The sequence below is a fragment of the Candidatus Seribacter sulfatis genome (genome assembly GCF_964187635.1).
In the GTDB taxonomy this organism is placed as follows: Bacteria; Verrucomicrobiota; Verrucomicrobiia; order Opitutales; family Seribacteraceae; genus Seribacter; species Seribacter sulfatis.
This window is the reverse complement of record NZ_CAXLMO010000013.1, coordinates 41,243-61,997: the sequence shown is the minus strand read 5'-3', so window position 1 is coordinate 61,997 and position 20,755 is coordinate 41,243. Positions and strand designations below refer to the sequence as shown.

Sequence of the window (20,755 nt, the reverse complement as noted above, 5' to 3'; positions counted from 1 at the left end):
TGGCAGCGGCAGCAGCATCATCTTCAGCTTTCTTTTTGGCAGCGGCAGCAGCATCATCTTCAGCTTTCTTTTTGGCAGCGGCAGCAGCATCAGCTTCAGCTTTGATTTGAGCAGCTGTTTTGCCTTTGTCATTTTTAATATCATCTTCGGACTTATTAGAACTTGCTTCGAGGTCATCATCGCTCATGTCAGTCGCGGTATTGAAATCACCACCTTTCTTTGTGTACTTCGCAGCTTGTTTATTTCGAATGTGACCATCTTTTGCACTTTTACCATCGTCCTTGTTTTTCTTTGTCGCTTTTTTTAAGTCATCTAATTTTACAGTTGCAAACTCTTCTCTTTCTTCTTTGGTAATATTCTTGGCAATGTCATCCGCTTCAGTTTCAGGGTAACCTGCGTCTACATTAGCTTTTCGAACGATTGCCTTCACACCAATTTCCTGAAACCTTTCAGATATGGATGTTGATGAATCAACAGCACTGTCTTTATACTCAGTCAATTTAGCAACGGTTAGGTCAGCAAATGCAATAATAGCATCTTTCTTTTGAACTCTAATTTGAGCGACTAATGTGTCGATTGATTCACCCGAACCAAAATAAACTTTAACAACCTTTGCGCGAGTTTTGAACTGCTTGACGATGTCAGTAACAGAAGCACCCGCAAAATCACCATCTTTGACAACTAATTTTTTTATGTTTGATGATCCTAATGCGACTGCATCTGCAATATCAAGACCTGCTTGTACAGCCGTTACTAGAGTGTTACTCTCTACTGCTGTAGAGATTGCCGGAGCTGGCGCTGATGGTCCCGTTACCATTGCTGCAGCACTTGCTGTTGGAGCTGCAGCTGGTGCTGCGGATGCATCTGAGCTTGCTGCAGGAGAGGTAGCTGCTGGTGCAGTGCCTGTATCTCCACTCGTTGATTCTGCATCATCCGCAGGTTGTGCGTTAACGACAAACGCAGACAAAATAAGATAAGATGCGTTAATTAAGAGTAATTTTAAGTATTTAGACATGGCGATTAGTGGTGGTTGAAAGTAAATTTATATTTTTTAAGAAAAAGTATGCAAGTTAATAAGATAAAAAAATGGTGCCGAGAGCGAGATTTGAACTCGCACATTCTTTCGAACACTAGAACCTGAATCTAGCGCGTCTACCAATTCCGCCACCTCGGCGGGTAACAAAGTTTTAGATTAAGAACAATGTTAGGTTTTCTTACGAGAACAAAATTTTTTTTAAATCATTATCCATTCAGGGATAAATAACGGCTTAACTCGTTTTCCATTCGCTTGCCTTTTAAGAAATGGATCTTCCGCAGGTGATTCTTCTGGATCAAGCATGTCAATGGGATCAAAAATATGAGTAATTCGCCGGGCAACGGGACATAATATTTGGTCAATTGGAGGATCTTTTGATTTTGGCAGGATGAAGGTTTCCATCGGATATCGCATGGTTTTGTAGCGATCAAGAATTGAACCTAAAGATTGGGAGTTTTGATTGGTTCTATTCGAAAAGCAAAAAACATCTGAGAAATGAGCACAACCATCAATCCAGTCCAAAAGCTGATCCTTTGCGTCATTTAAATATTCTGAATTGATGAAAGTTATAATTCTTCCAATTTCTAATTCTTCTTCCTGATCAAGAAATTCTTGTAAGGATTCAAATTGGTCGGCTAGATCAATTTGATTCGATAAAAATAAAAACCATTCATTAATATTCTCTTCTTCCAGGTTTTTAATTTTAAATCCATGGTCTATCCATTCCCAATGACTAAAAGGAAGTTCTGTGCTTTCTAATTCATGTGGGAAAAGGAAATGGGAACTAGGATTTTTATCTGTTGGGTTGATTGCGTGTGCAAGTGTTGACCTGCGATTAGAGTCGGGAGTACCAACAATAACATGGAGCACTCCTTTCATTAACTTTGAAATGAAAAGGAACGGCACTGTGCATGATGTCTCATGCGATGATCTATTAATACTAAAGCACTCATTGCTTCCACGATGGGGACGGCTCGAGGTAAGACACAGGGATCGTGTCTTCCTCTACCCATCAGTTGAGTTTCATTTCCTTTACCATCCACAGTATCTTGAACTTGAAGAACGGTGGCGGTAGGTTTGAATGCAATTCGAAAGTATATTTCTTCTCCATTGCTTATTCCTCCTTGTACTCCACCTGAACGGTTGGACTTGGTTCTTATTCCCTCATTACCACTTTCGAATGCATCGTTGTGCTCGGAACCTTTTAAAAAGGTTCCTTCAAAACCACTCCCCACCTCAAATCCTTTGGTTGCAGGCAGGGAAAGCATTGCTTTTCCGAGGTCCGCTTCCAAGCGGTCAAATACAGGGGATCCCCAACCGACTGGCAGTCCATTGATTCGACATAAAATAGAACCACCTACGGAATCACCTTCTTTTTTTGCCTTGAGTACGCAAGCTTCCATTTTTTCAGCGGTTTCTTGATGCGGGCAACGAGTCGGGGAAGATTCAATTTGATCTCGAGTGGGAATCTCTTTCAACATAGGAGATTGAATGTTATATATGCGTTCCACATAAGTAGAAATTTGAACTTGATCAAAACCAAGAATTTTTTGTGCGATTGCCCCTGCTGCAACGCGGGCAATTGTTTCACGAGCAGATGATCGCCCCCCTCCTTCGTGGTTTCGGAGACCGTATTTTGTTTGGTAGGTGAAATCGGCATGGGATGGGCGAAACTTCTCTTTCATTTCGTCATATGCTTGTGGTCTTGCATCTTTGTTTCGAACCAACATGGCAATCGGAGTGCCGAGAGTTTTTCCTTCAAATACACCGGATAAGATTTCAATCTTATCCGCCTCATCTCGAGGAGTAGTTAGCTTACTTTGACCAGGGCGTCTCCGGTCGAGGGCGGGTTGTATGTCGTCTAAGGACAATGGGAGTTGTGGAGGACATCCGTCCACAACCACACCTATACCACCTCCATGACTTTCTCCCCAGGAGGAGATACGAAAGAGTGAACCAAAAGAATTTCCCATTACCATATATCAAATTTATCGGGGAAAAAACGCAAAGCTAAAAGTATTGAATTTATTGTTGTTTTAAGTTGCCTTTTAATAATCAAATTAGTTTGCTAAAGGCTAGGTCGGGTCCCATGCGACGGCGATTGGATGAACTCCGTCAGGTCCGGAAGGAAGCAGCGGTAATCGCAATATCTGTGTGCTGTGGGGTGCCTGGCCTTTTTTGTGTTTTATTATCAATGTTAAAACCGAGTCGTTCAAAAAAAGTTTCGCTTGCGTGATCTTTTGGTTCACGGCAAGAAAGAGGGTGTAATATGTCAAAGAATGCGTATCAAGTAATAGCGAGAAGATGGCGCCCCAAACAATTCTCGGAATTGGTGGGGCAGGATCATGTGGTTCAAACATTAGGTAATGCGATTAAGATGGGTCGCATTGCCCATGCCTATTTATTTGTGGGGCCACGCGGTACGGGTAAGACAACATCGGCAAGGCTTTTTGCCAAATCACTGAATTGGGAGGATGGACCGACTCTTGAAGTTCCGGAAGATTCTGATATAGGAAATGCAATCATGGCCGGTCGTTGCTTGGATGTGATTGAGATTGATGGGGCATCAAACAACTCGGTGGATCAGGTTCGAGATTTACGGGATGAGTGCCAATACGCCCCTACTCAATGCCGGTTTAAAATCTATGTAATTGATGAGGTTCACATGCTCAGTCAACAAGCCTTTAATGCATTACTTAAGACTTTAGAGGAGCCCCCTTCGCATGTTAAATTCGTTTTTGCGACAACTGAGTCTCATAAAGTGCTTCCGACTATTGTTTCGCGTTGTCAACGTTTTGAATTTCGATCGATTCCCGCCCCTTTGATCGTTTCAAAGTTGGAGGAAATTTGTAAGGTCGAATCAATCGAAGTTGAACTGGAAGCCATCGAGGCAATTGCACGCATGGCAATGGGGGGAATGAGAGATGCACAAAGTATTCTCGATCAAATGATTTCCTTTTGCGGAAAAACAATTTCTCAGGCAGATGTGCTAGAAGTGTACGGACTTGCCTCTAAGGAAAGAATACAAATTCTTGCTCAATATGTGATTGATGGAGATTACAACTCGATCATTCAATACACCGATTCGTTTTCGACCGAGGGCTTAGATTTTTATCGTGCTTTGCTCGATCTATCGGATACATTTCGTGAATTATTACTGGACACACTTCGTTCAAAAGGAGAGACAGTCAATTGTTCGGCAGAGCAGTGTGTTCGTATTCTCGATTCCCTGCGTCAGGGCGAGGACTTGGTCCGCATGGGACTCTCGGAAAAAACGAATTTTGAGGTTACTCTTTTCCGTGCGGTTCAGTCGGGTCGGTCCCGTTCGATTGATCACGTCATTCGTAAAATCTCTGGCTTGATCCCGGAGGATGTAAAAAAAAAACCTAAATTAAATCAGGTTGAAAGTGCGTCTCAGTATAATGTTTCCACTGCTGAGCCTGTTGAGGAATTACCGAAACAAAGCATTGTTGGGGAAAGTACTTTAGTAGCCGCTGGGGCAGGCGATTTAGAATTGAATGAAAGTGCTCCTCTATCTATGGGGGATACTCCAGATGGAGTGGTTCAAAAAGAGGAAGAGGTTGACAATGCATTTGAAACTGAAATTCCACAACCGAGTAAAGAAAAACCAAGACAGATCGTGGATCGAGAAAAAATAGAGGAAAAGATCGCGGAATTACCGGATGGAATTAAGGATATCTTGAAAGATAAATTTCAAGCAGATTTTGTATCCATAGAAAAAATAGATGAGAGCAAGTTAATTTGAATTACAAATTGAAGGTTTTATTTCCGTTTACTTCGATCGATTAGCCAACCAAATTCATCTTCTTTAATCCAGCCCTTTTTCTTCCCGTCTTGACTTCTTGCTAAGAACCAATTCTTTCCATCCGCACTTTCATGCGTTCTAATCTTTCCCTCTTTTCCAAGATCTATAATTAGGCTTTGTCCTGGTAAAAGAGTTGTGTTTGCAGAATTTGTTTCTCCCGCGAAGCGTCTTAATGAAATATTCTTTGTTTGATTGGCTTCATTTTCTGTAGGTAGAATTGCAATACCTTCTCGAAGCAGTTCGGAATTTTGAATGTGAGAAAAGTGGGTTGCATACCCGGTGAGTCCGCCTGAGAAAATCCATCCAATCGTAAAGTAGAAAAGGACAGCCCGGTTTGGACTGAAGAAAAATAAATAAATAAATACTAGAAAACCAAACCAGAAAACGACAGCGCACAGAACACACCAAAAGGAAAAAGTATCACTGGCAAAATAGGAGTGTGCAAAATCATTAGGCAGGGGAGGAGTTTTAGCCATTTCATAGGCAAATTGAAGGTTTATGGATAATTCCTTGTTAGTCGGTTCTAACAGTAATGCTTTTCGAAAGTGTAAAATGGCATGCCCAAATTGTTCCTTCTTAAAATAAAGATTTGCTAAATTTCCATGCAGGTTCGAAGAGTGGGATAGTTTTGCTGCCTGTAAGTAAAAATGAACCGCCTGGTCTAAGTCTCCAGATGCTTCTGCCCGTACGCCATCGTAAAACAAACGATCTTCCTCGCTCCCCATTAAAAGTGAAGAGAGAAAGCTAATCACAGCTAAAAGAGTTAAGACAATCCGCGGTTTCATTGAATTTTCTTTAACAGGTTATTAATATGTTTGTAAAGATCCTCCAGTGACTGTGGATCTTTCAAGGTTCCTGCGAATTCATGGTCGTCGCTTATTTCAAGAATCTTTTCAATTTCTGAGATTGTATCCTCTTCATTTGAACTGCTTCGAAGAAGGGTTGTAAGCTCGTTGCTTGATAAAGACGATGGATTGGGGTGTTTGTAAAAAGTACCGATTTCAAGTCGTAATCTTTCTCTGGTTGCCCGAAAAAACAGGGATGCATCATTAAATGTTATACTTTCTTTCATTTGCTTCTTTAAAATAGACTGCCTTTGACGAAAGAGGTCACGACCCGATTGTTTTCGCTTCCATCCATAAAACCCTAGACCAATGGCACAAAAAAGTGGAATGGACTGTAGAGACCAAAAAACTTGGGAATTGATTACTGTTTTATGTTTTACATTTTGAAACCATTCCCCCGGTTCATTTTCAGTTTGAAATAAGTCGGTGGTAGAAACTGCAAAGTCGGATGTTTCAGTTTGCTGTTGAACAGGAGTGGGATCAACCCATGTTTCGCCAGGGTCGACTCGGAGTGGATGATTATTCGTTTTTGAAGTGAAATATTCTTCTCGTGCCGGGTCGAAATAGGAAAATGTAATGACCGGAATACTAATTAAACCTGGTTTTAAGGGGGTTAAAATATATTCAAATAATTGTTTTCCTTCGTGCATCGTAATCTCGTTTCCTTCGAATGAAAATGCGGGTGGTCCAATTTTGAAATTACTATTTGAATTGAGAACAGGTGCTGGCATTGCGGAAAAATTACCAGTACCCGTAATTTCAACTACTAAACGGATCGGATCTCCTAGTGAGACTCGATCAGAATCGGGAATTGATCGGCAGGAAAATTTTCCTATCGCTCCTCGGAAGGAGTCCGGTCTCTCAATCATGGGGAGTTCTCTTACCTCAATATTGATTAGGTCAGATTTAACAGTGAGGGATTCTTCCCGTCCAAATCCAAAAAAGGGATCATTGAAAAAAGGACTCGTGAAAGGAGAATTTCCACGTGATTTTACTCGCACCCTTATGGAAGTGTTAAATTGGATCTGTTGTTGTCCTGCGATGGCTGCAGTCAATCCTGTTGGCCATGAAAAAACGGTGTAAGTCTTACCGTATTTTGTTTGATTTCTTTTCTCTTGGGGTTGTCGAAGTTCAGTCAGAGAGAATGCATCTCCCTCCTTTTGGGGCGGTCTTTCGATTCTGCTTACTGGTAATCGATCCCAAATGAAAAGGTTTAACAGTCCGGAGACCGTCTCTCCTTCAAAAAGAAATTTCCGAGGGTTTATGAATTCTATAAAACTAGCCTGGCTCAAGTCTTCCTTTTGCCTTTCTTCTGCTTGCTGTTTAATTTTATCTTCTTGGTTTGCTGCAACCACCTTGATGGAACTGCCTGGGACCTGCAAGGTAGTTGAACCAACTTTTATGGTCCATGGGGGGATTGTATGAGTGCCGATTTTTTTTGGTTTTATTTGAAAGCTCATTTCTAAACGAACCGAAGGCACTCCATTAATAAAACTTGCAGAACGAAAAGTTTGTGGTGAGTTAGAAATTGAAATTCCAGGTATTTGAGGTAATGAACCTTGTGGGTTTTCCTGACTGCCATGGATAATAATTTTATAAACAGAATTATTTGCAATTGTGATGGAGGGGGGCTGGAAACTTGATTCTACTCGCAATTGTTGTCCATGAATTTCCTCTATGCCAGGCAGTAGAAGCGAAACAAATAAAATAATCCAAAGCTTGGATTGAGAACGACTAGATAATGTTGAACCGTTTTTTACCATGTGCTCAATAGTCCCTGCCGGATGTGATTGATTGAACGGCTTGAACTTCTTGCTCTAAGGGTTCGCTTTTCGATTCCATTTCCTGAAGCAGCCTTTCATAAAGTGCATTCACTTCTTCTGGAGCTGGTTCATTTGAATTTTCGTTATCTTCTTCGCTTTCCGAGGGTGGAGGTGGAGTTGCAGGATTTTGTTGATCGGAGGAATTTTGATCTTCTTGGCTGTTATCTTGAATACCAAAATCTAAATTTTGTGAAACTGATTCAAAATCCACCCAAGTAAGGTAGGCTTTTCTGTCTTCAATTGGAAAGGTAATGTTTGCGTCTTGGTTTTCAGGTTGAATGCACAGGGAGTATTGTCCGGGAGGAACTGGGTGAATAAAAGTGCCATCTTGATTGGGTTCAAAAATAGTTTCATTTTGATCCGGTTGAAAATTTCCGTTTTGGTCCAAAAATAACTTCGCGGAGGCAAAGCCTTTGTCTTCTGAATCTTTCTGCCCATTTCCATTTTCGTCTTTCCATATTTTTCCTTGTAGTGTGGGAGCTGCTCGATAGGGAAGGGCAATCAATTTTTCTCCTGGGTTTTCAAAATTAAGGAAATAGTTTTTTACTAATGCAGGGTTTTCCGGTGGTGGTGGAGGAGGGAGCATGGGTATCAAAAATGTACCTTTGGATTGGTTAGATTCTGAAAGTTGAGATCCTAATCGTAGTGAGGTAGGGTATCGATCTGAAATCCATTCGAACGAAAAAATCCCCAGGTCGTTACTTTCAACAGTGGGTTCAGTGGTTTGGTTGTGTTCACCATTTCCATCTTTATCCCAAAAGATAAATCCGCTTAGGTTCGGTTCATTCTTTTGTGGTTTTCCATCGCCATTCAAATCGCGCCAAATTTTTCCAGAAATTTTACAGATCAGCGCATTAATTCGCTCTGAAATTTGTTGGTTGAGGGTCGCCAAGTTTTGAACGGCTTTTTCATTTCCGTCAATTTGTGATGAGGAAACATAATGCTGTTTTGATTTCTCCCATGCTTTTCTTGCTTCCATTACATTCCGTTGGTCGAGGAATTGATTGGCCTTCTGATAAAATATATTTCCCAAGGTATTCAGTGCCATGGCTTGGAGTGATGGATTGTCCAGGTTTGCGTCGAGGGCTTTTTCCAATGAAAGTTCCGATTCCTGTAATAAGCCCGCATCTAAATAAGCTAAACCTGCATTAAGGAACAACCGAGGATCGATCTCTGATTCACGTGTAATACTCGCGTTTATTTCAGCTTCAAAGAATTCCGCAGCAACTTTTGGTTTTCCCTCCTCAAGTGCTTCTTCCGCTCGTTTTATATTATCTTGTTGAAGGCAACCGGTAAAAAAGCAAATCAGTATAACAATACATTGATTAGCGGTAACGATGAGTTTTCTCGAGTTGTTGGAGGTTAGCATTTCTAAGCATAGCAGGCAAAGTCCGATCATAATGAACATTTGAAAGCGATCAATAGGTAACTCGGTGGAGAGATGTTCCCGTTTTTTTTGCTGACCAATGGATTGTAGAATACCTAATACTTTAGCCAATCCCTCTCCCGTTGGTCCTAGAGAAAAATAACTTCCTTCGGTTGCTTCTGCTATGGCCCGCAGGGATGTTGCGTCCATCTTGCTGATTACTGTCTTTCCTTGTGGGTCCCGAAGAAAGTTTCTTGGTGCCTGTCCGATTGGATCCATCGGAATACGGGCGCCTTCTTTTGCACCAATACCAATAGTGAAAATTCTCACTCCGTTTTGTGCCGCTTCTTTTGCTTGCTTTAACCCTTTTCCTTCAAGGTCTTCGCCGTCAGATAGTAAAATAAGAAAACGATCGGTATCATCTTTGGAAAATGAATGAATTGCTTCTTCAATTGGTCGGGATAAATCAGTCCCGTGCCTCTTGATTATGCCTACCTCTAAATCGTTTAATGTTTTTATAAATGCTTGATGGTCGAGAGTCAAAGGGCATTGGAGAAAGGCCGAACCTGAAAAGGCAATTAAGCCAAGTCGATCTCCTGTTACCCGGTCTAAAAGATTAGAAATACTAAGCTTTACTCGTTCTAATCGATTGGGCGTAACATCTCTTGCCAGCATGCTTTTCGATACATCCAATGCGATCAAGATATCAATGCCAGTAGGATTCGACTTTCTCTTTTCTACTCCCCATTGTGGTCTGGCAAGTCCGATAAAGAGAAAGGCAATGGCAAGTAAAAGTAAGCCAAATTTAAAAACTTGTTGCTTGGTTGACCACCCGGGGACTAACTTTGGAAGCAACTCAGAGGAGGTTAAAAGTTTGAGTCTTTTTTGTTTCGCTTTTTGAGAATACCGATACAGAACGCAAAGGAGGAGGAGAATGACAACTCCTAAATACACAATTTTTTCATCCGCGAATAAATTCATGGAATTCGGAGGAAAATGGTTCGTTTTAATAAAATTTCAAGTAATAAAAAGAAAATAGAGAGTGTGAGAGGCCATTGAAAAAGCTCCTCGTAGAGAGCATTAATATTTAATTCAACTTCAGTTTTTTCGAGTCGGTCAATTTCGTCGTAAATTGAAGATAGTTCGCTTTTATTTTTGGCTTCGTAAAACCGGGCATTCGTTTTAGCCGATATCTTTTGCAAGATTTCTTTATCGACCGGGTAATCGGCAACCTGGACTACAGGCTTTCCATTTGTATACCTCATTAGATCGCGCGAGCGTTGGTCAAAAAGATAAGTTCTCGTCCTGCTCGCACTACCAATTGCAATAGTGTAAATACTGATATCATCATTTCTTGCTCCCTCAGCATAAATGAGTGGGCTATGCGGAGGAGGAGGTTCATCTTTTCCATCGGTTAACAAAATTAGAATTTTTGATTTTGACTGAAGCGTACGCAGGCGATTGATACCTTCCGCCAATGCCGATCCAATATTGGTACCTGTTTGGTGAGTCAGACCCACCCTTAAACGATCGATGTTTTTCTGTAAATGCTCGCTGTCTAATGTAAGAGCACTGACAAGATATGGATTAACAGAAAAAGCAACTAATCCAATTCGGTCATTTTTTCTCTTATTTACAAAATCCTTAATCACTTCTTTTACTACATCTAATCGAGTAACTTCATTTTGTTCATTTTCGCTCATGTCTAAGGCTAACATGGAAGCGGAGAGATCAATCGCTAGGACAATATCCACTCCACTGGATACGAGGGAGCTGGTACTTCTATCAAACTGCGGTTTTGAAAGTGTGACGGCGAGGCAGGAGAGGGATCCAATTCTCAGAAATGGGATAATTATTCTTGAGTAGTCAGATTGGGGGAGATGGCTTGCATTGATTCGAGAGAGTGTAGCAAAAAGTAAGGATGAATTCTTTCGCTTCGTTTTAGTCTGTGCCCAAAAAATAAGAGGAATGAGTAATAGCAGCAGTAGCCAAAGCGGTTCGGCTAGTGAAATTTTATGCCATTCCTGAAAATATTCCATTAAATTTATGATTGAACGGGATGAGCAATTTTTTCTTTTTCTAGCATTTTGGCATGAGTGTCCTTAACAAAATGGAGTGCGGTATCAAGCAGGAGTGACATTTGGCCATCATCCGTTTTTTCTTTTGAATATTTGATTTGGTCACCTTGGTCGATAAACTCACGAAGGCTTTGATCATATCGATTCTTGAAAAAACTATGCGACGCAATTTCTTTCATGAATTCCTCCCCGGTTAACTCCATAGCAGGGACTTTAAATACTCTTTCTACATAAATCCTCAGGATTTCAGAAAGACGAAATACAAAAGGCTTGGCACTTAATGGCGGACGTTGCGACTGCAGGGTTTCAATACATGAAAGTGCCTCCTCAAATGGGTCGATTGGTTCCGGTTCATTAAGGTCTGTTTTCATTTTTTTCTTCTTCTTTAAAACAATCAAAATTAAAGCAACAAGGAGCAAAAAAATAAAGACAACAGAGATCGGCAAAGCATTTTCTTCAAGTAATTGACCGAATGTTTTAAATATTGGAATGGGAGAATCCTGTTCTCGATTTTGCTCTAATAAATAGCCTTTATTCAATAACAAGGATAGGGAATTAATCATCATCTCTTTATTCTATTTCCTCGGGTGTTAAAAAACTCTTGGAGTGTCTTCGCATAGTCGGAGGAAGTGGAAAATTCAAAATTATCAATTCCTCTTCTTCGTAACTGGCGGGCAAATGATTCTTGGATGTCTTTTGTGTGGGTTTTGTACTGCGATTGGAATCTTTTGTCTGAGGTATTAATCAGTTTTGTTTCCCCTGTTTCAGAATCTTCAAAAATAACCCGGCCGACAGATGGTAACTCTTTTTCCATTGAATCGTGAACTTGGCAGCAGACCAGGTCATGTTTTCTACGAGTAGTTGCCAGTTCTTTGAGGAATAAATCTTCCCTTGTTTCTTCCTCGGAGTCATATTCTGGAATAATAAAATCGGACATAAGAAAAACCACAGCTCTTCTTCGCATTACCCGATTGAGGAAACGGAGGCCTTCATTTAAATCTGTACCACTTCCATGATTTTGGTGGAACAGTATTTCACGCAATACTCGAAGTACATGTTTTTGTCCTTTTGCAGGGGGCAGGAATTTTTCAACTTGATCGGAAAATAGTAGCAATCCAACTTTATCTCCATTTCGGTTTGCAGAAAAAGCTAAGAGAGCACCCAGTTCCGCTAATTTATCTCTCTTACTTCTATGAGTGGAACCCCATTGGGTACTCTTACTTATATCAATGGCAAGGAGGATAGTTAATTCTCGCTCTTCACGGTACTGCTTGACGAAGGGAAAACCCATTTTTGCAGTCACATTCCAATCAATAGATCGTACCTCGTCTCCAGGTTGATATTCTCTCACTTCTTCAAAGTCGATACCTTGGCCTTTAAACGCACTGTGGTAGGATCCCGCTAATGCCTCAGAAACCAGTCGATTAGAGCGAATTTCAATTTGCCTTACCTTACGAAGTATTTCCCGGGTAAACTCCTGATCGGGTTCCTCCATGATATTAATTTAAAATTGAGCAGAAAAATAAAAATAAAGATCAAGGAACAGGGACTGTTTCAAAAATCTTTTTAATGATGTCGTCACTGGACACATTTTCCGCCTCGGCTTCATAACTTATAATGACCCGATGTCGCAGTACATCTAACCCGATATCCTTAATATCTTGTGGGGTAACAAAACTGCGCCCCTGCATAAATGCTGCTGCTTTGGAAGCAAGAGCCAAACTTATCGTTGCCCGGGGCGATGCTCCAAAACGAATAAAAGCACTGAGTTCTGAAGCTCCATATTTTTCAGGATTCCGTGTGGCAAGTACAACATCTACCAAATACCCTTTTAACTTTTCATCCAAATATATACTGTCAATCAGGGTTCTTGAGCGAAAAATCGTCTCCGCATCTACCACTGGACTGACTTCATGCTCCACGCTTACATTCGCATTCGAGTCCAGAATTTTTAACTCTTCTTCTCTATCCGGATAATCAACCAATAATTTAAGCATGAATCGATCCATTTGAGCTTCCGGTAAGGGGTAGGTGCCTTCTTGATCGATCGGATTCTCAGTGGCAAGAACTAGAAATGGCTTGGGCAGCATAAACGTTTCATCCCCGATCGTTACTTGTCTTTCTTGCATTCCTTCGAGGAGAGCACTCTGGACTTTTGCAGGAGCCCGGTTAATTTCATCGGCTAACAGTAAATTTGTAAATATAGGCCCTTTTTTCGTAGTGAATTCCCCCTTGTTGGGGCTATATATAAGGGTTCCCACAACATCAGCGGGTAACAGATCAGGTGTAAATTGAATTCTTTTGAACTCCGCTTTCATACACTTGGCTAAAGTTTTAACTGCTAAAGTTTTCGCGAGACCAGGTACTCCCTCGAGCAGTACATGACCATTAGCAAGCAGACCAATAATAAGACGATCGACAAGGTATTTTTGGCCAACAATAACCTTTCCCATCTCTTGCCTCAGCAGTTCTACCCATGATGCTTCATTGCGGATGCGCTCTTGTTCTTCTGGAGCGGGAGGTTGCACGATATTTTCAGATTGATTGATTGTCATAATTGGAAATGATTCAAAATGTAAGCGTCAGTAATAGTTTTTTTTGTCCAAAATAAATAAACATAAACCAAAGTTGTAATGTTTTTCGTCTTGCTCAACTAGCCAAATCAAAATTCATTTTAACTGACTTATTGAACTAATCAACTAATAATACTTATCTATGTTTAAATTAAGCAAAGAATCAAAAATAACTTTCCTCGGGTTACTTATTATTCCAATTATTTGGATCATCGTGAACCACTTTGGTCTGATAGATAGTTGGAAGACCAAATCGATTGATTTAAGATTAAGCTCAGTCATACCAGGTTCTCGAGGAGAGATTTCTCACCAGAGTGCTGCACCAGAAGAAATTGAAATAGAGGGTAATCAAACAATTCCCAAAGTTCCTAAGATCGTTTATGTTAATTTTGATGCAGCGACATTAGCAATGGACGATGTGGGGGAAAGACCTTGGGACCGTGCTTTTTTTCGAGATATGTCAATGGCTTTAATGAAAAAAGGAGGTGCAAGAGTTTTGGCTTTTGATTTTGGTTTCACACCCAAGAGTATGTCTAAGATGGTTCCTATGGAAAATTCATATCGAAGTGACTCTGCTATGGGAGAATTAATAAAAGCTTATCCCGATCAGGTAGTACTAGGTTGTTTATATTCCGGCGTGCCCACTTCATTTGTAAAAATAACTGGGGCAAGTGCGTTTCCTCCATTATTCAAAGATGGTTATTCGCATGAATCTGCAATGAGGAGTAGTAAGTTTAACTACCCTGAATCACCGACATACCCACTCCAGAATTATCTTAATGGTCGTTACATGGGACGGACTGGTTCATTTACCGTTCCTCCTTATCGGTATGGTTTTCCTGGTGAGAACAAACCAGCAGTTGATAATATTCCCAGATGGGTGCCATTATGGTTTCCTGGAGGTGGGAAGGCACATGCATATAATTTGCTGGGGGGAAAGCAAAGCAAACTTCCTTTCGAAATGTTGGGAGAAAACAAAGAGGAGTATTCTGCACTGCAAACCGAATTAAAAATCTTATCAGTTCAAAAAAGTGAAGTTCTGAAACAATTAGATCCTTTCAAACCTAAAATCAGTAAACAAGTCGAAAAAATAAAATTGGCTAAGAAAAACTACAATTTATTGATCGCAGACCTGAGTATCTACCAAGAACTTTCAGACAGTGTGAAGAATTTTTCTTCAACATTGAAAGCAAACCCTGCATTGAGTGCTGTGATTCAACCGCAAATAGATTCTCGACAAGAAAAAATAAATGAATTTTTCCAAAGCCTATTAGCTCGAAGGAGTTCAGGGGAAATGAGTCAAAATGAAATTGTAGAAATAGAAGAGCAAATAAAGGAATTAGAAAGAACAATACTAAACCTAGAAAGTACACTTTCTGCCAATCCCTCGATTTCTGGAATTATTCAACCGCAAATTGATTTGAAAAATAATGAAGTTCTGAGCCTTAGGCAAAGTTTGCCGACTCGGAGCTTTAATTTTAAAAAAGCAAGAGCAGAGCTTAAAAATCAAAATGATGTACTCACAAATTTAAAAACCGCGTTAGAAGCAAATCCGGTTCTATCAACTGTTTTGAAACCACAAATTGATGCGAAAGAAAATGAGATAAAAGCCATCAGTGAAGAAATATCAGCTGCAAATGAATCTTCGATTACTGTTATGTCCTCCAAAGAACAGAATCAGATGATTAATAGATTGAAAATTGAAGTGAAGGAAAAATCTAAGCACTTAGAATCCCTCGCAATTGACTTGAATGCAACATCCACTGAGATGAACAGCTTACAAGAAAAGTTTGATCATTTAAGTTCGATTGAATCAATAAAGCGAGTCAGGATTAATAGGATTGAGGGAAAAGCTTCTACAGAATTAGTTGAGACCAATAGTACACTTCGCCTCGTATATACAAGAGCATTGGGAGATGAAGGGATAGGTGAGTTAGTTGATTCATTTCCCAATGAGTTACCTTTACTGAGAAATCGACCTGTTTATACACTGGGAGTAGAGTCCCTGCTCGCTTACTATGGTTTGGACCACCAGCATGTCAAAATATCGGAAGATAATCTACGGTTTACAATAATTGGTCGAGATGGCACGCCTATCATTGATGCCCCCCTTGAAGAAAAGCAGTTTTTAGAGGTTAATTGGTTTTCTGGTTGGTCCGAGAAATTACCTGAGAAAATTTTAGTTATGGAGGCCAAAAGGGCATATGGAGATGACGATTTTGATCAATATTTATCACTTGTGCCTAAAATCTTGAAAATTTTCTTGAGTAAATTAAAAGACATCGAACTGCCCGAGGACCCAAGTAACTACCCTGACCTGATGTCAACCATTGGAATTGAGGAAGTGGAAGTGCAGATTGCAAGAAAGCTTTTGGCAAAACAAATACCAGTTAATGAAATTCCTCCCTTTGATGATTTTATGTCGGTGATCGAGGCGATTTCATATTACTTCATTCCAACCTCACTTGAATCCCAATATAACCCAATGTGTGGAATGCGAGATGTAATTCAAAATAGTAGATTTTTAGAACAAGTTAAATCATCGATGCTGTCTATTGAAGAACAAATCGAAAAATTGGAAGGCCCAACTGTCCTAGGGGCAATTTCTAATGCTTTAAAGCAAAACCCTAAGAATCAAAAACTATTGAACCAAAAAAATCAGGTAGAAGAGGCCATTGTAACTAACAAAACGAATCTTGCGATCCAGCAGGAAGAACTTCTAAGGATTCAAGATTTCTTTTCACGTTTTAATAATGCGATCGTCTTAATTGGGCCAGAGGAAGCTACTTTTCAAGACTTAGCTCCCACGCCATTTGATAAATCTTCCGCACCAAAAGTGGGAGTTCATGGTAATTTGATCAAAACCCTCACATCTGGACTTTATATTAAAAGACTGGGCAAGGAGATTGACCATGCCGCTACTTTAGGCGTGTGTTTAATTATGGCATTTCTTGCTGTTTGTCAGGGAAGTCGTTCCAGCATCGTTGGCATTGTACTACTTCTTGGCTATATATTTTTTGGTTTTGTAACTTTTTCAAATTCACACGTTGTTTGGCCAATTACGGCTCCCGCCTGTGCTGGGATTAGCACCTCTTTTATCGGCTTGGCTATTATGGTAGTTATTGAACAAAAAGCAAAGGGCAGGCTCAAGGGTATGTTTGGGAGTTATGTTTCTTCTGAGTTAGTGGACCAAATGGTCGAATCTGGAGAGGAACCTTCCTTAGGGGGCCAAGAAACTGCAATAACTGCATTTTTTAGCGATGTTCAGGCTTTCTCTAGCTTTTCTGAACTTCTTAGTCCTACCGGCTTGGTTGATTTAATGAATGAATATCTAACTGCTATGACAAACATATTGCAGGAGGAACGGGGTACATTAGATAAATATATTGGTGATGCTATCGTGGCAATGTATGGAGCTCCGATTCCAATGAAAGATCATGCTTACCAATCAGTGAAAACTGCAATTTTGATGCAACAGGAACAAATTAAGTTACGTGAGAAATGGTCCTACGAAGAAGATAAATGGGGTAAATGCCATGGACTAGTTTCAAAAATGCAGACTCGCATAGGCTGCAATACGGGAACTGCAACTGTTGGTAATATGGGTGCGTTGGATCGATTTAACTATACTATGATGGGAGACATGGTTAACTTAGCTGCTCGTTGTGAAAGTGGTGCAAAAGCCTACGGTGCGTACATCATGATTACTGAAGAAACTAAACTTGCCTCTGAAAAAACACGGGATGATATTGCATTTCGTTATTTGGATAGAATAGTAGTTAAAGGTAGAAAACAACCGGTTGCGATGTTTGAACCTACTGGTTTCATGTCTGAGCTCACACAAGAAACCCAAGATTGCCTTGATTGCTTCAAGCAAGGAATTGATAAATACTTACTACAGGATTGGGATGGTGCATTGGGCATGTTTGAAAAGGCAAAGACTCTGGAGCCCAATAAACCTGGAGTTACTCCTGGAGTCGCCGATAATCCCTCTATTATTTTGATCGACCGTTGCAATATAATGAAAGAAAATCCTCCTGGTAGCGATTGGGATGGAGTCTATGTAATGACTTCGAAGTAGATCGTTATTTCTTCCACTTTATATTGCACCCGAGGCTCGGTATTTGATTTTCGGAAGGTTTTTCTCCTGCAATCATTCGATTTACTGCGTTTATCAAATCTTCCCCGCTTACCTCGATTTGCCCACCCGGTCTTGAACCGTCATACTGCCCCCGATAGACAAGTTTTTGGTGCTCGTTAAATAAAAAGAAGTCAGGAGTACAGGTAGCTTTAAAAGCTCGGGCCACATGTTGAGTTTCATCAAAGAGATAAGGGAAATCAAAGTTAAATTCTAAAGTTTCTTCAGACATTTTCTCTGGCGAATCAGCCGGGTATTCAATCGTGTCATTTGAAGAAATCGCATAGACCTTTATTCCTTGGTTTGACCAGTTATTAAAAACCCTAGGGAAGTGTTTTTTAAGATGAATTACGAACGGGCAGTGATTGCAAATGAACGCAAAGAGAAATCCTTTACCAGTAGTTGAAGGAGAGAAAGTAACGGTCCTTCTAGAGTTAGTATCAAATAATTTAAAAGAAGATGCTTTTGTACCCAATTTGAGCATTGAAGATTGCGTTGCGACCATGAGGATATGAATTGTTTGATTTTATTTTAAGCGGGCGAGGTTTTGTTTTTTTGTGAAATATGCTTGGAGAATATCTCTTGCAACTGGAGTTGCGGTGAGTCCACCTTGTATGTGGTCCTGCGGTATTATACCTTCAATTAATACAGCGATTGCGACTTCTGGGTTTTGAACGGGGGCAAACCCAATAAACCAAGCGAGGTTCAATTGCATGTTATGGTTGCGCCATTGTGCTGTTCCCGTTTTTCCTGCGATGTCTATGCCTTCAATCCTGCATCTTTTTGCCGTTCCTTTAACTGTAGCATCATGCATGCCTCCGATAATGGCTAACATGTTTTTTGGGGATAACCCAATCGGTTCAGCAGGAGGATCATCTGATTTTTCTCGGGGAGATTTTACAAGCTTTGGTTGGAAATTTTTATTTTGATTTGCAAGTGCCGCTGCAAAACATGCCATTTGCAAAGGGCTTTGCCTTAATCCACCTTGTCCAATGGCAACATTAAAAGTATCTTCTAGTGCCCACTTTTCCCCAACTCGTTTCCTTTTCCACTCTGGATCAGGGACATTGGGCGAATTTCGCAATCGTGGGAGTTTGATATTGGGCGATTGATTCATGCCAAAAGATCTAGCTTCTGAGATAAGAAGTTTTTCACCGAGTCGCTCGGCCAGTTGAAAGAAGTAAACATTACAACTTTGAGCTTCAGCACTCCGTAAATTCATTTCTCCATGTCGACCAGGATAACAATGACACTCCATTCCCTTGTAAATACCTTCGCAGATTAATTTCTCTTCAGGTTCGACTACGTTTGCTCGCAGTGCTGCCACTGCAGTTACTAGTTTGAATGGGGATGCCGGGCTATACCCTGGGTGCCAAGCCCTAGGTAACCACGCTTCCTTGCGCTCAATTTGATCGTAGGTAGTTTGTGAGATGCTTGGAGATAGATCCTGTAAGTTATAATTTGGTTTGCTCGCTAAGGCTAAAATTTCTCCTGTTTTGACATCCAGTAACACTGCTGCACCAGGAGGGGGAGGAGGGGGGGAAATGATATATTTTTCGGGTACTTCTTTAGATCTATCCAGAACTCCTTTTGAGTATAATATTCGTAATAAATGATCGGCATCTTTTTCAGTGCCCTTGAAACCAGCTACTGTAGATGCTTCCTTACCGCCTAGAGGAAATGGGGCATCTTTAAATGCGGTGAGTAGTAATTCAGGGCTAATTTCATTTTCATTCTTGTTAAGTAATTCTTTTAATGTTCTTTTTTCAATTGTTTTTTTCCAAAACTTATCAGGTAGAATTCTATGTGCACTAACTCTTTGAGACATGTTTTCGAGTGATGATTCAGTAATTTTTTGAATATCTAGATCAATTGTTAATTGAATAGATTTACCTTTTTCAGATGCTTTATGTTCAATTTGGTCAAACCTTAGCCCCATTGGGTTGATTCTCCAAATATCTCCTCCATCCTTACCTCTAAGATGATTATCGTATGATTTTTCAATTCCTGACTTTCCTTTTTTTCCTTTCATTTGAAAAGTGGCCAAGCCCTCGCCGGAAAGTCCTTCCGAATTTGCTTCGTAACCACTTCCCACATACCCCAATACATGCGAAGCAAGTGAGCCCTGAGGATAATGTCTGACCGACTCAACTTGGACTTGTACTGCTGAACTTGGAGAGAAATCTTCTATAATAGAGGCATATTCAGATGAGCTTAAATTAGGAACAAGTGTCATTGGCAGTACCAGTCTCCGATTCCAATGATTCTTAAATTTAGTTAATGGAAGTTCTTCATTTCTTGTATAAAGAAGATTAATTTTATCAAGATAGCTAGTTACTACTGAGTAGCGAGCTTCCCAACTTAAAGCAATGCTGCTCGTTCTGAATTCGGGTAGAAGGTCGAGATTTGGATTCTTACTTTGAAATATTGTGTTGAATAAATTATAATTAGATTTCGGAGTCTTAATTTGTGTTGCAGGATAAGGGAGGTATTTTTTACCAAAATGAGAATAAAAGCAGGTTGAAAAGAGCCCAGCCACATTAATATTAATTTTATCACCTACATTTTCTGTTCTAAATGTTTTATCGAGTTCCTTGTTACAATATTCAACCTCACATGACCATTTTCCGTTTTTTTCTTCTTTGACCGTAAGTCTTTTATTCTGCCAATATATTCTACTGTTAGATAAGTTCCCATTGTTTTTTTCACCTGATAAAAGTATAAATCTTTTTTTGACATGGTTTTCTTGAAAGCAAAGATGAAGTAATTTATTAATATCTAATTCTTCAATATTGAGTAGTTCATTTCTTATTTTAAAAGCTGTTTTTTTCAGAAAAACTTTTTTTTCCCAAATTTCATTTTTTAATCTATCTAAATGTATGACAGCAGAAAATTGTGCCTTATTTCCAATTAGTAACCTGCCATCACGGTCAAATACATCACCTCTTGCACCAGGATGTAGTATCCTTCTTTGTCCCTGCTTTCTTTCTTTATCCTCGAAATCTTCAGACTCAATGAATTGAAGTTTTGTTAAAAAGATAAATAAAGTTAAGAATAACATAGAATAAAA

The 20,755-nt window shown here is 40.0% G+C and carries 14 protein-coding genes, 1 tRNA gene and 1 other RNA gene; 3 read left to right on the top strand and 13 right to left on the bottom strand.

Translation table 11 applies throughout. The features are described 5' to 3' along the window. From ACKPQ5_RS01830 to aroC, 4 genes are all read right to left on the bottom strand, one after another. The coding region (locus ACKPQ5_RS01830; protein ID WP_407677386.1) for a hypothetical protein at positions 1-1,015 on the bottom strand (1,015 nt) is incomplete at its 3' end. Between the two features lie 72 nt (positions 1,016-1,087). Next, a tRNA-Leu gene (locus ACKPQ5_RS01825) sits at positions 1,088-1,174 on the bottom strand. Between the two features lie 60 nt (positions 1,175-1,234). After that, the gene (locus ACKPQ5_RS01820; RefSeq protein WP_407677385.1) at positions 1,235-1,915 is read right to left on the bottom strand and encodes a hypothetical protein; all 681 of its coding nucleotides are present in this window, start codon (positions 1,913-1,915) and stop codon (positions 1,235-1,237) included. Continuing rightward, positions 1,915-3,009, bottom strand: coding sequence for a chorismate synthase (gene aroC / locus ACKPQ5_RS01815; RefSeq protein ID WP_407677384.1), 1,095 nt, complete (start codon positions 3,007-3,009; stop codon positions 1,915-1,917). Before aroC ends, ACKPQ5_RS01820 begins: the two co-directional genes overlap by 1 nt. Before the next feature lie 105 nt (positions 3,010-3,114). On the opposite strand from aroC, the gene ffs reads away from it, so the two are divergent. Both ffs and dnaX read left to right on the top strand, forming a co-directional pair. Continuing rightward, positions 3,115-3,213: signal recognition particle sRNA small type (gene ffs, locus ACKPQ5_RS01810), an RNA gene on the top strand. Positions 3,214-3,305: 92 nt separating this feature from the next. Continuing rightward, complete coding sequence (gene dnaX, locus ACKPQ5_RS01805; RefSeq protein WP_407677383.1) at positions 3,306-4,802, top strand: DNA polymerase III subunit gamma/tau; 1,497 nt, start codon at positions 3,306-3,308, stop codon at positions 4,800-4,802. A gap of 17 nt (positions 4,803-4,819) precedes the next feature. Here dnaX and ACKPQ5_RS01800 read toward each other — a convergent pair whose 3' ends face one another. From ACKPQ5_RS01800 to ACKPQ5_RS01770, 7 genes are read right to left on the bottom strand one after another with little or no spacing between them, the layout of a single operon-like run. After that, complete coding sequence (locus ACKPQ5_RS01800) at positions 4,820-5,647, bottom strand: tetratricopeptide repeat protein (RefSeq protein ID WP_407677382.1); 828 nt, start codon at positions 5,645-5,647, stop codon at positions 4,820-4,822. Then, the gene (locus ACKPQ5_RS01795; protein ID WP_407677381.1) at positions 5,644-7,470 is read right to left on the bottom strand and encodes a BatD family protein; all 1,827 of its coding nucleotides are present in this window, start codon (positions 7,468-7,470) and stop codon (positions 5,644-5,646) included. Before ACKPQ5_RS01795 ends, ACKPQ5_RS01800 begins: the two co-directional genes overlap by 4 nt. Before the next feature lie 4 nt (positions 7,471-7,474). Then, entirely contained in the window at positions 7,475-9,877 is a 2,403-nt protein-coding gene (locus ACKPQ5_RS01790) for a VWA domain-containing protein (protein ID WP_407677380.1), read from the bottom strand. Continuing rightward, positions 9,874-10,935 carry a vWA domain-containing protein gene (locus ACKPQ5_RS01785; protein ID WP_407677379.1) on the bottom strand — a complete coding sequence of 354 codons (1,062 nt, stop codon included), beginning with the start codon at positions 10,933-10,935 and terminating at the stop codon, positions 9,874-9,876. The genes ACKPQ5_RS01790 and ACKPQ5_RS01785 overlap by 4 nt, the downstream gene beginning before the upstream one ends. A 5-nt stretch (positions 10,936-10,940) precedes the next feature. Next, positions 10,941-11,540 (bottom strand): hypothetical protein, encoded by a 600-nt coding sequence (locus ACKPQ5_RS01780; RefSeq protein WP_407677378.1) that lies wholly within the window; start codon positions 11,538-11,540, stop codon positions 10,941-10,943. Beyond that, on the bottom strand, positions 11,537-12,469 hold the full coding sequence (locus ACKPQ5_RS01775) for a DUF58 domain-containing protein (RefSeq protein WP_407677377.1): 933 nt from the start codon (positions 12,467-12,469) through the stop codon (positions 11,537-11,539). Before ACKPQ5_RS01775 ends, ACKPQ5_RS01780 begins: the two co-directional genes overlap by 4 nt. A gap of 40 nt (positions 12,470-12,509) precedes the next feature. Next, a complete protein-coding gene (locus ACKPQ5_RS01770) occupies positions 12,510-13,529 on the bottom strand; it encodes an AAA family ATPase (RefSeq protein ID WP_407677376.1) in 1,020 nt (339 codons plus the stop codon). 160 nt (positions 13,530-13,689) lie between these two features. Here ACKPQ5_RS01770 and ACKPQ5_RS01765 point away from each other — a divergent pair, with 160 nt between their 5' ends. Then, entirely contained in the window at positions 13,690-17,628 is a 3,939-nt protein-coding gene (locus ACKPQ5_RS01765; protein WP_407677375.1) for an adenylate/guanylate cyclase domain-containing protein, read from the top strand. Between the two features lie 4 nt (positions 17,629-17,632). On the opposite strand, the gene ACKPQ5_RS01760 is transcribed toward ACKPQ5_RS01765, so the two are convergent. Together ACKPQ5_RS01760 and ACKPQ5_RS01755 are read right to left on the bottom strand one after the other, a co-directional pair. Then, on the bottom strand, positions 17,633-18,169 hold the full coding sequence (locus tag ACKPQ5_RS01760) for a thioredoxin family protein (RefSeq protein WP_407677387.1): 537 nt from the start codon (positions 18,167-18,169) through the stop codon (positions 17,633-17,635). A 42-nt stretch (positions 18,170-18,211) separates the two neighbouring features. Next, positions 18,212-20,746: a penicillin-binding transpeptidase domain-containing protein gene (locus ACKPQ5_RS01755; protein ID WP_407677374.1), complete on the bottom strand. Its 2,535-nt coding sequence runs from the start codon at positions 20,744-20,746 to the stop codon at positions 18,212-18,214. Between the last annotated feature and the right edge of the window lie 9 nt (positions 20,747-20,755).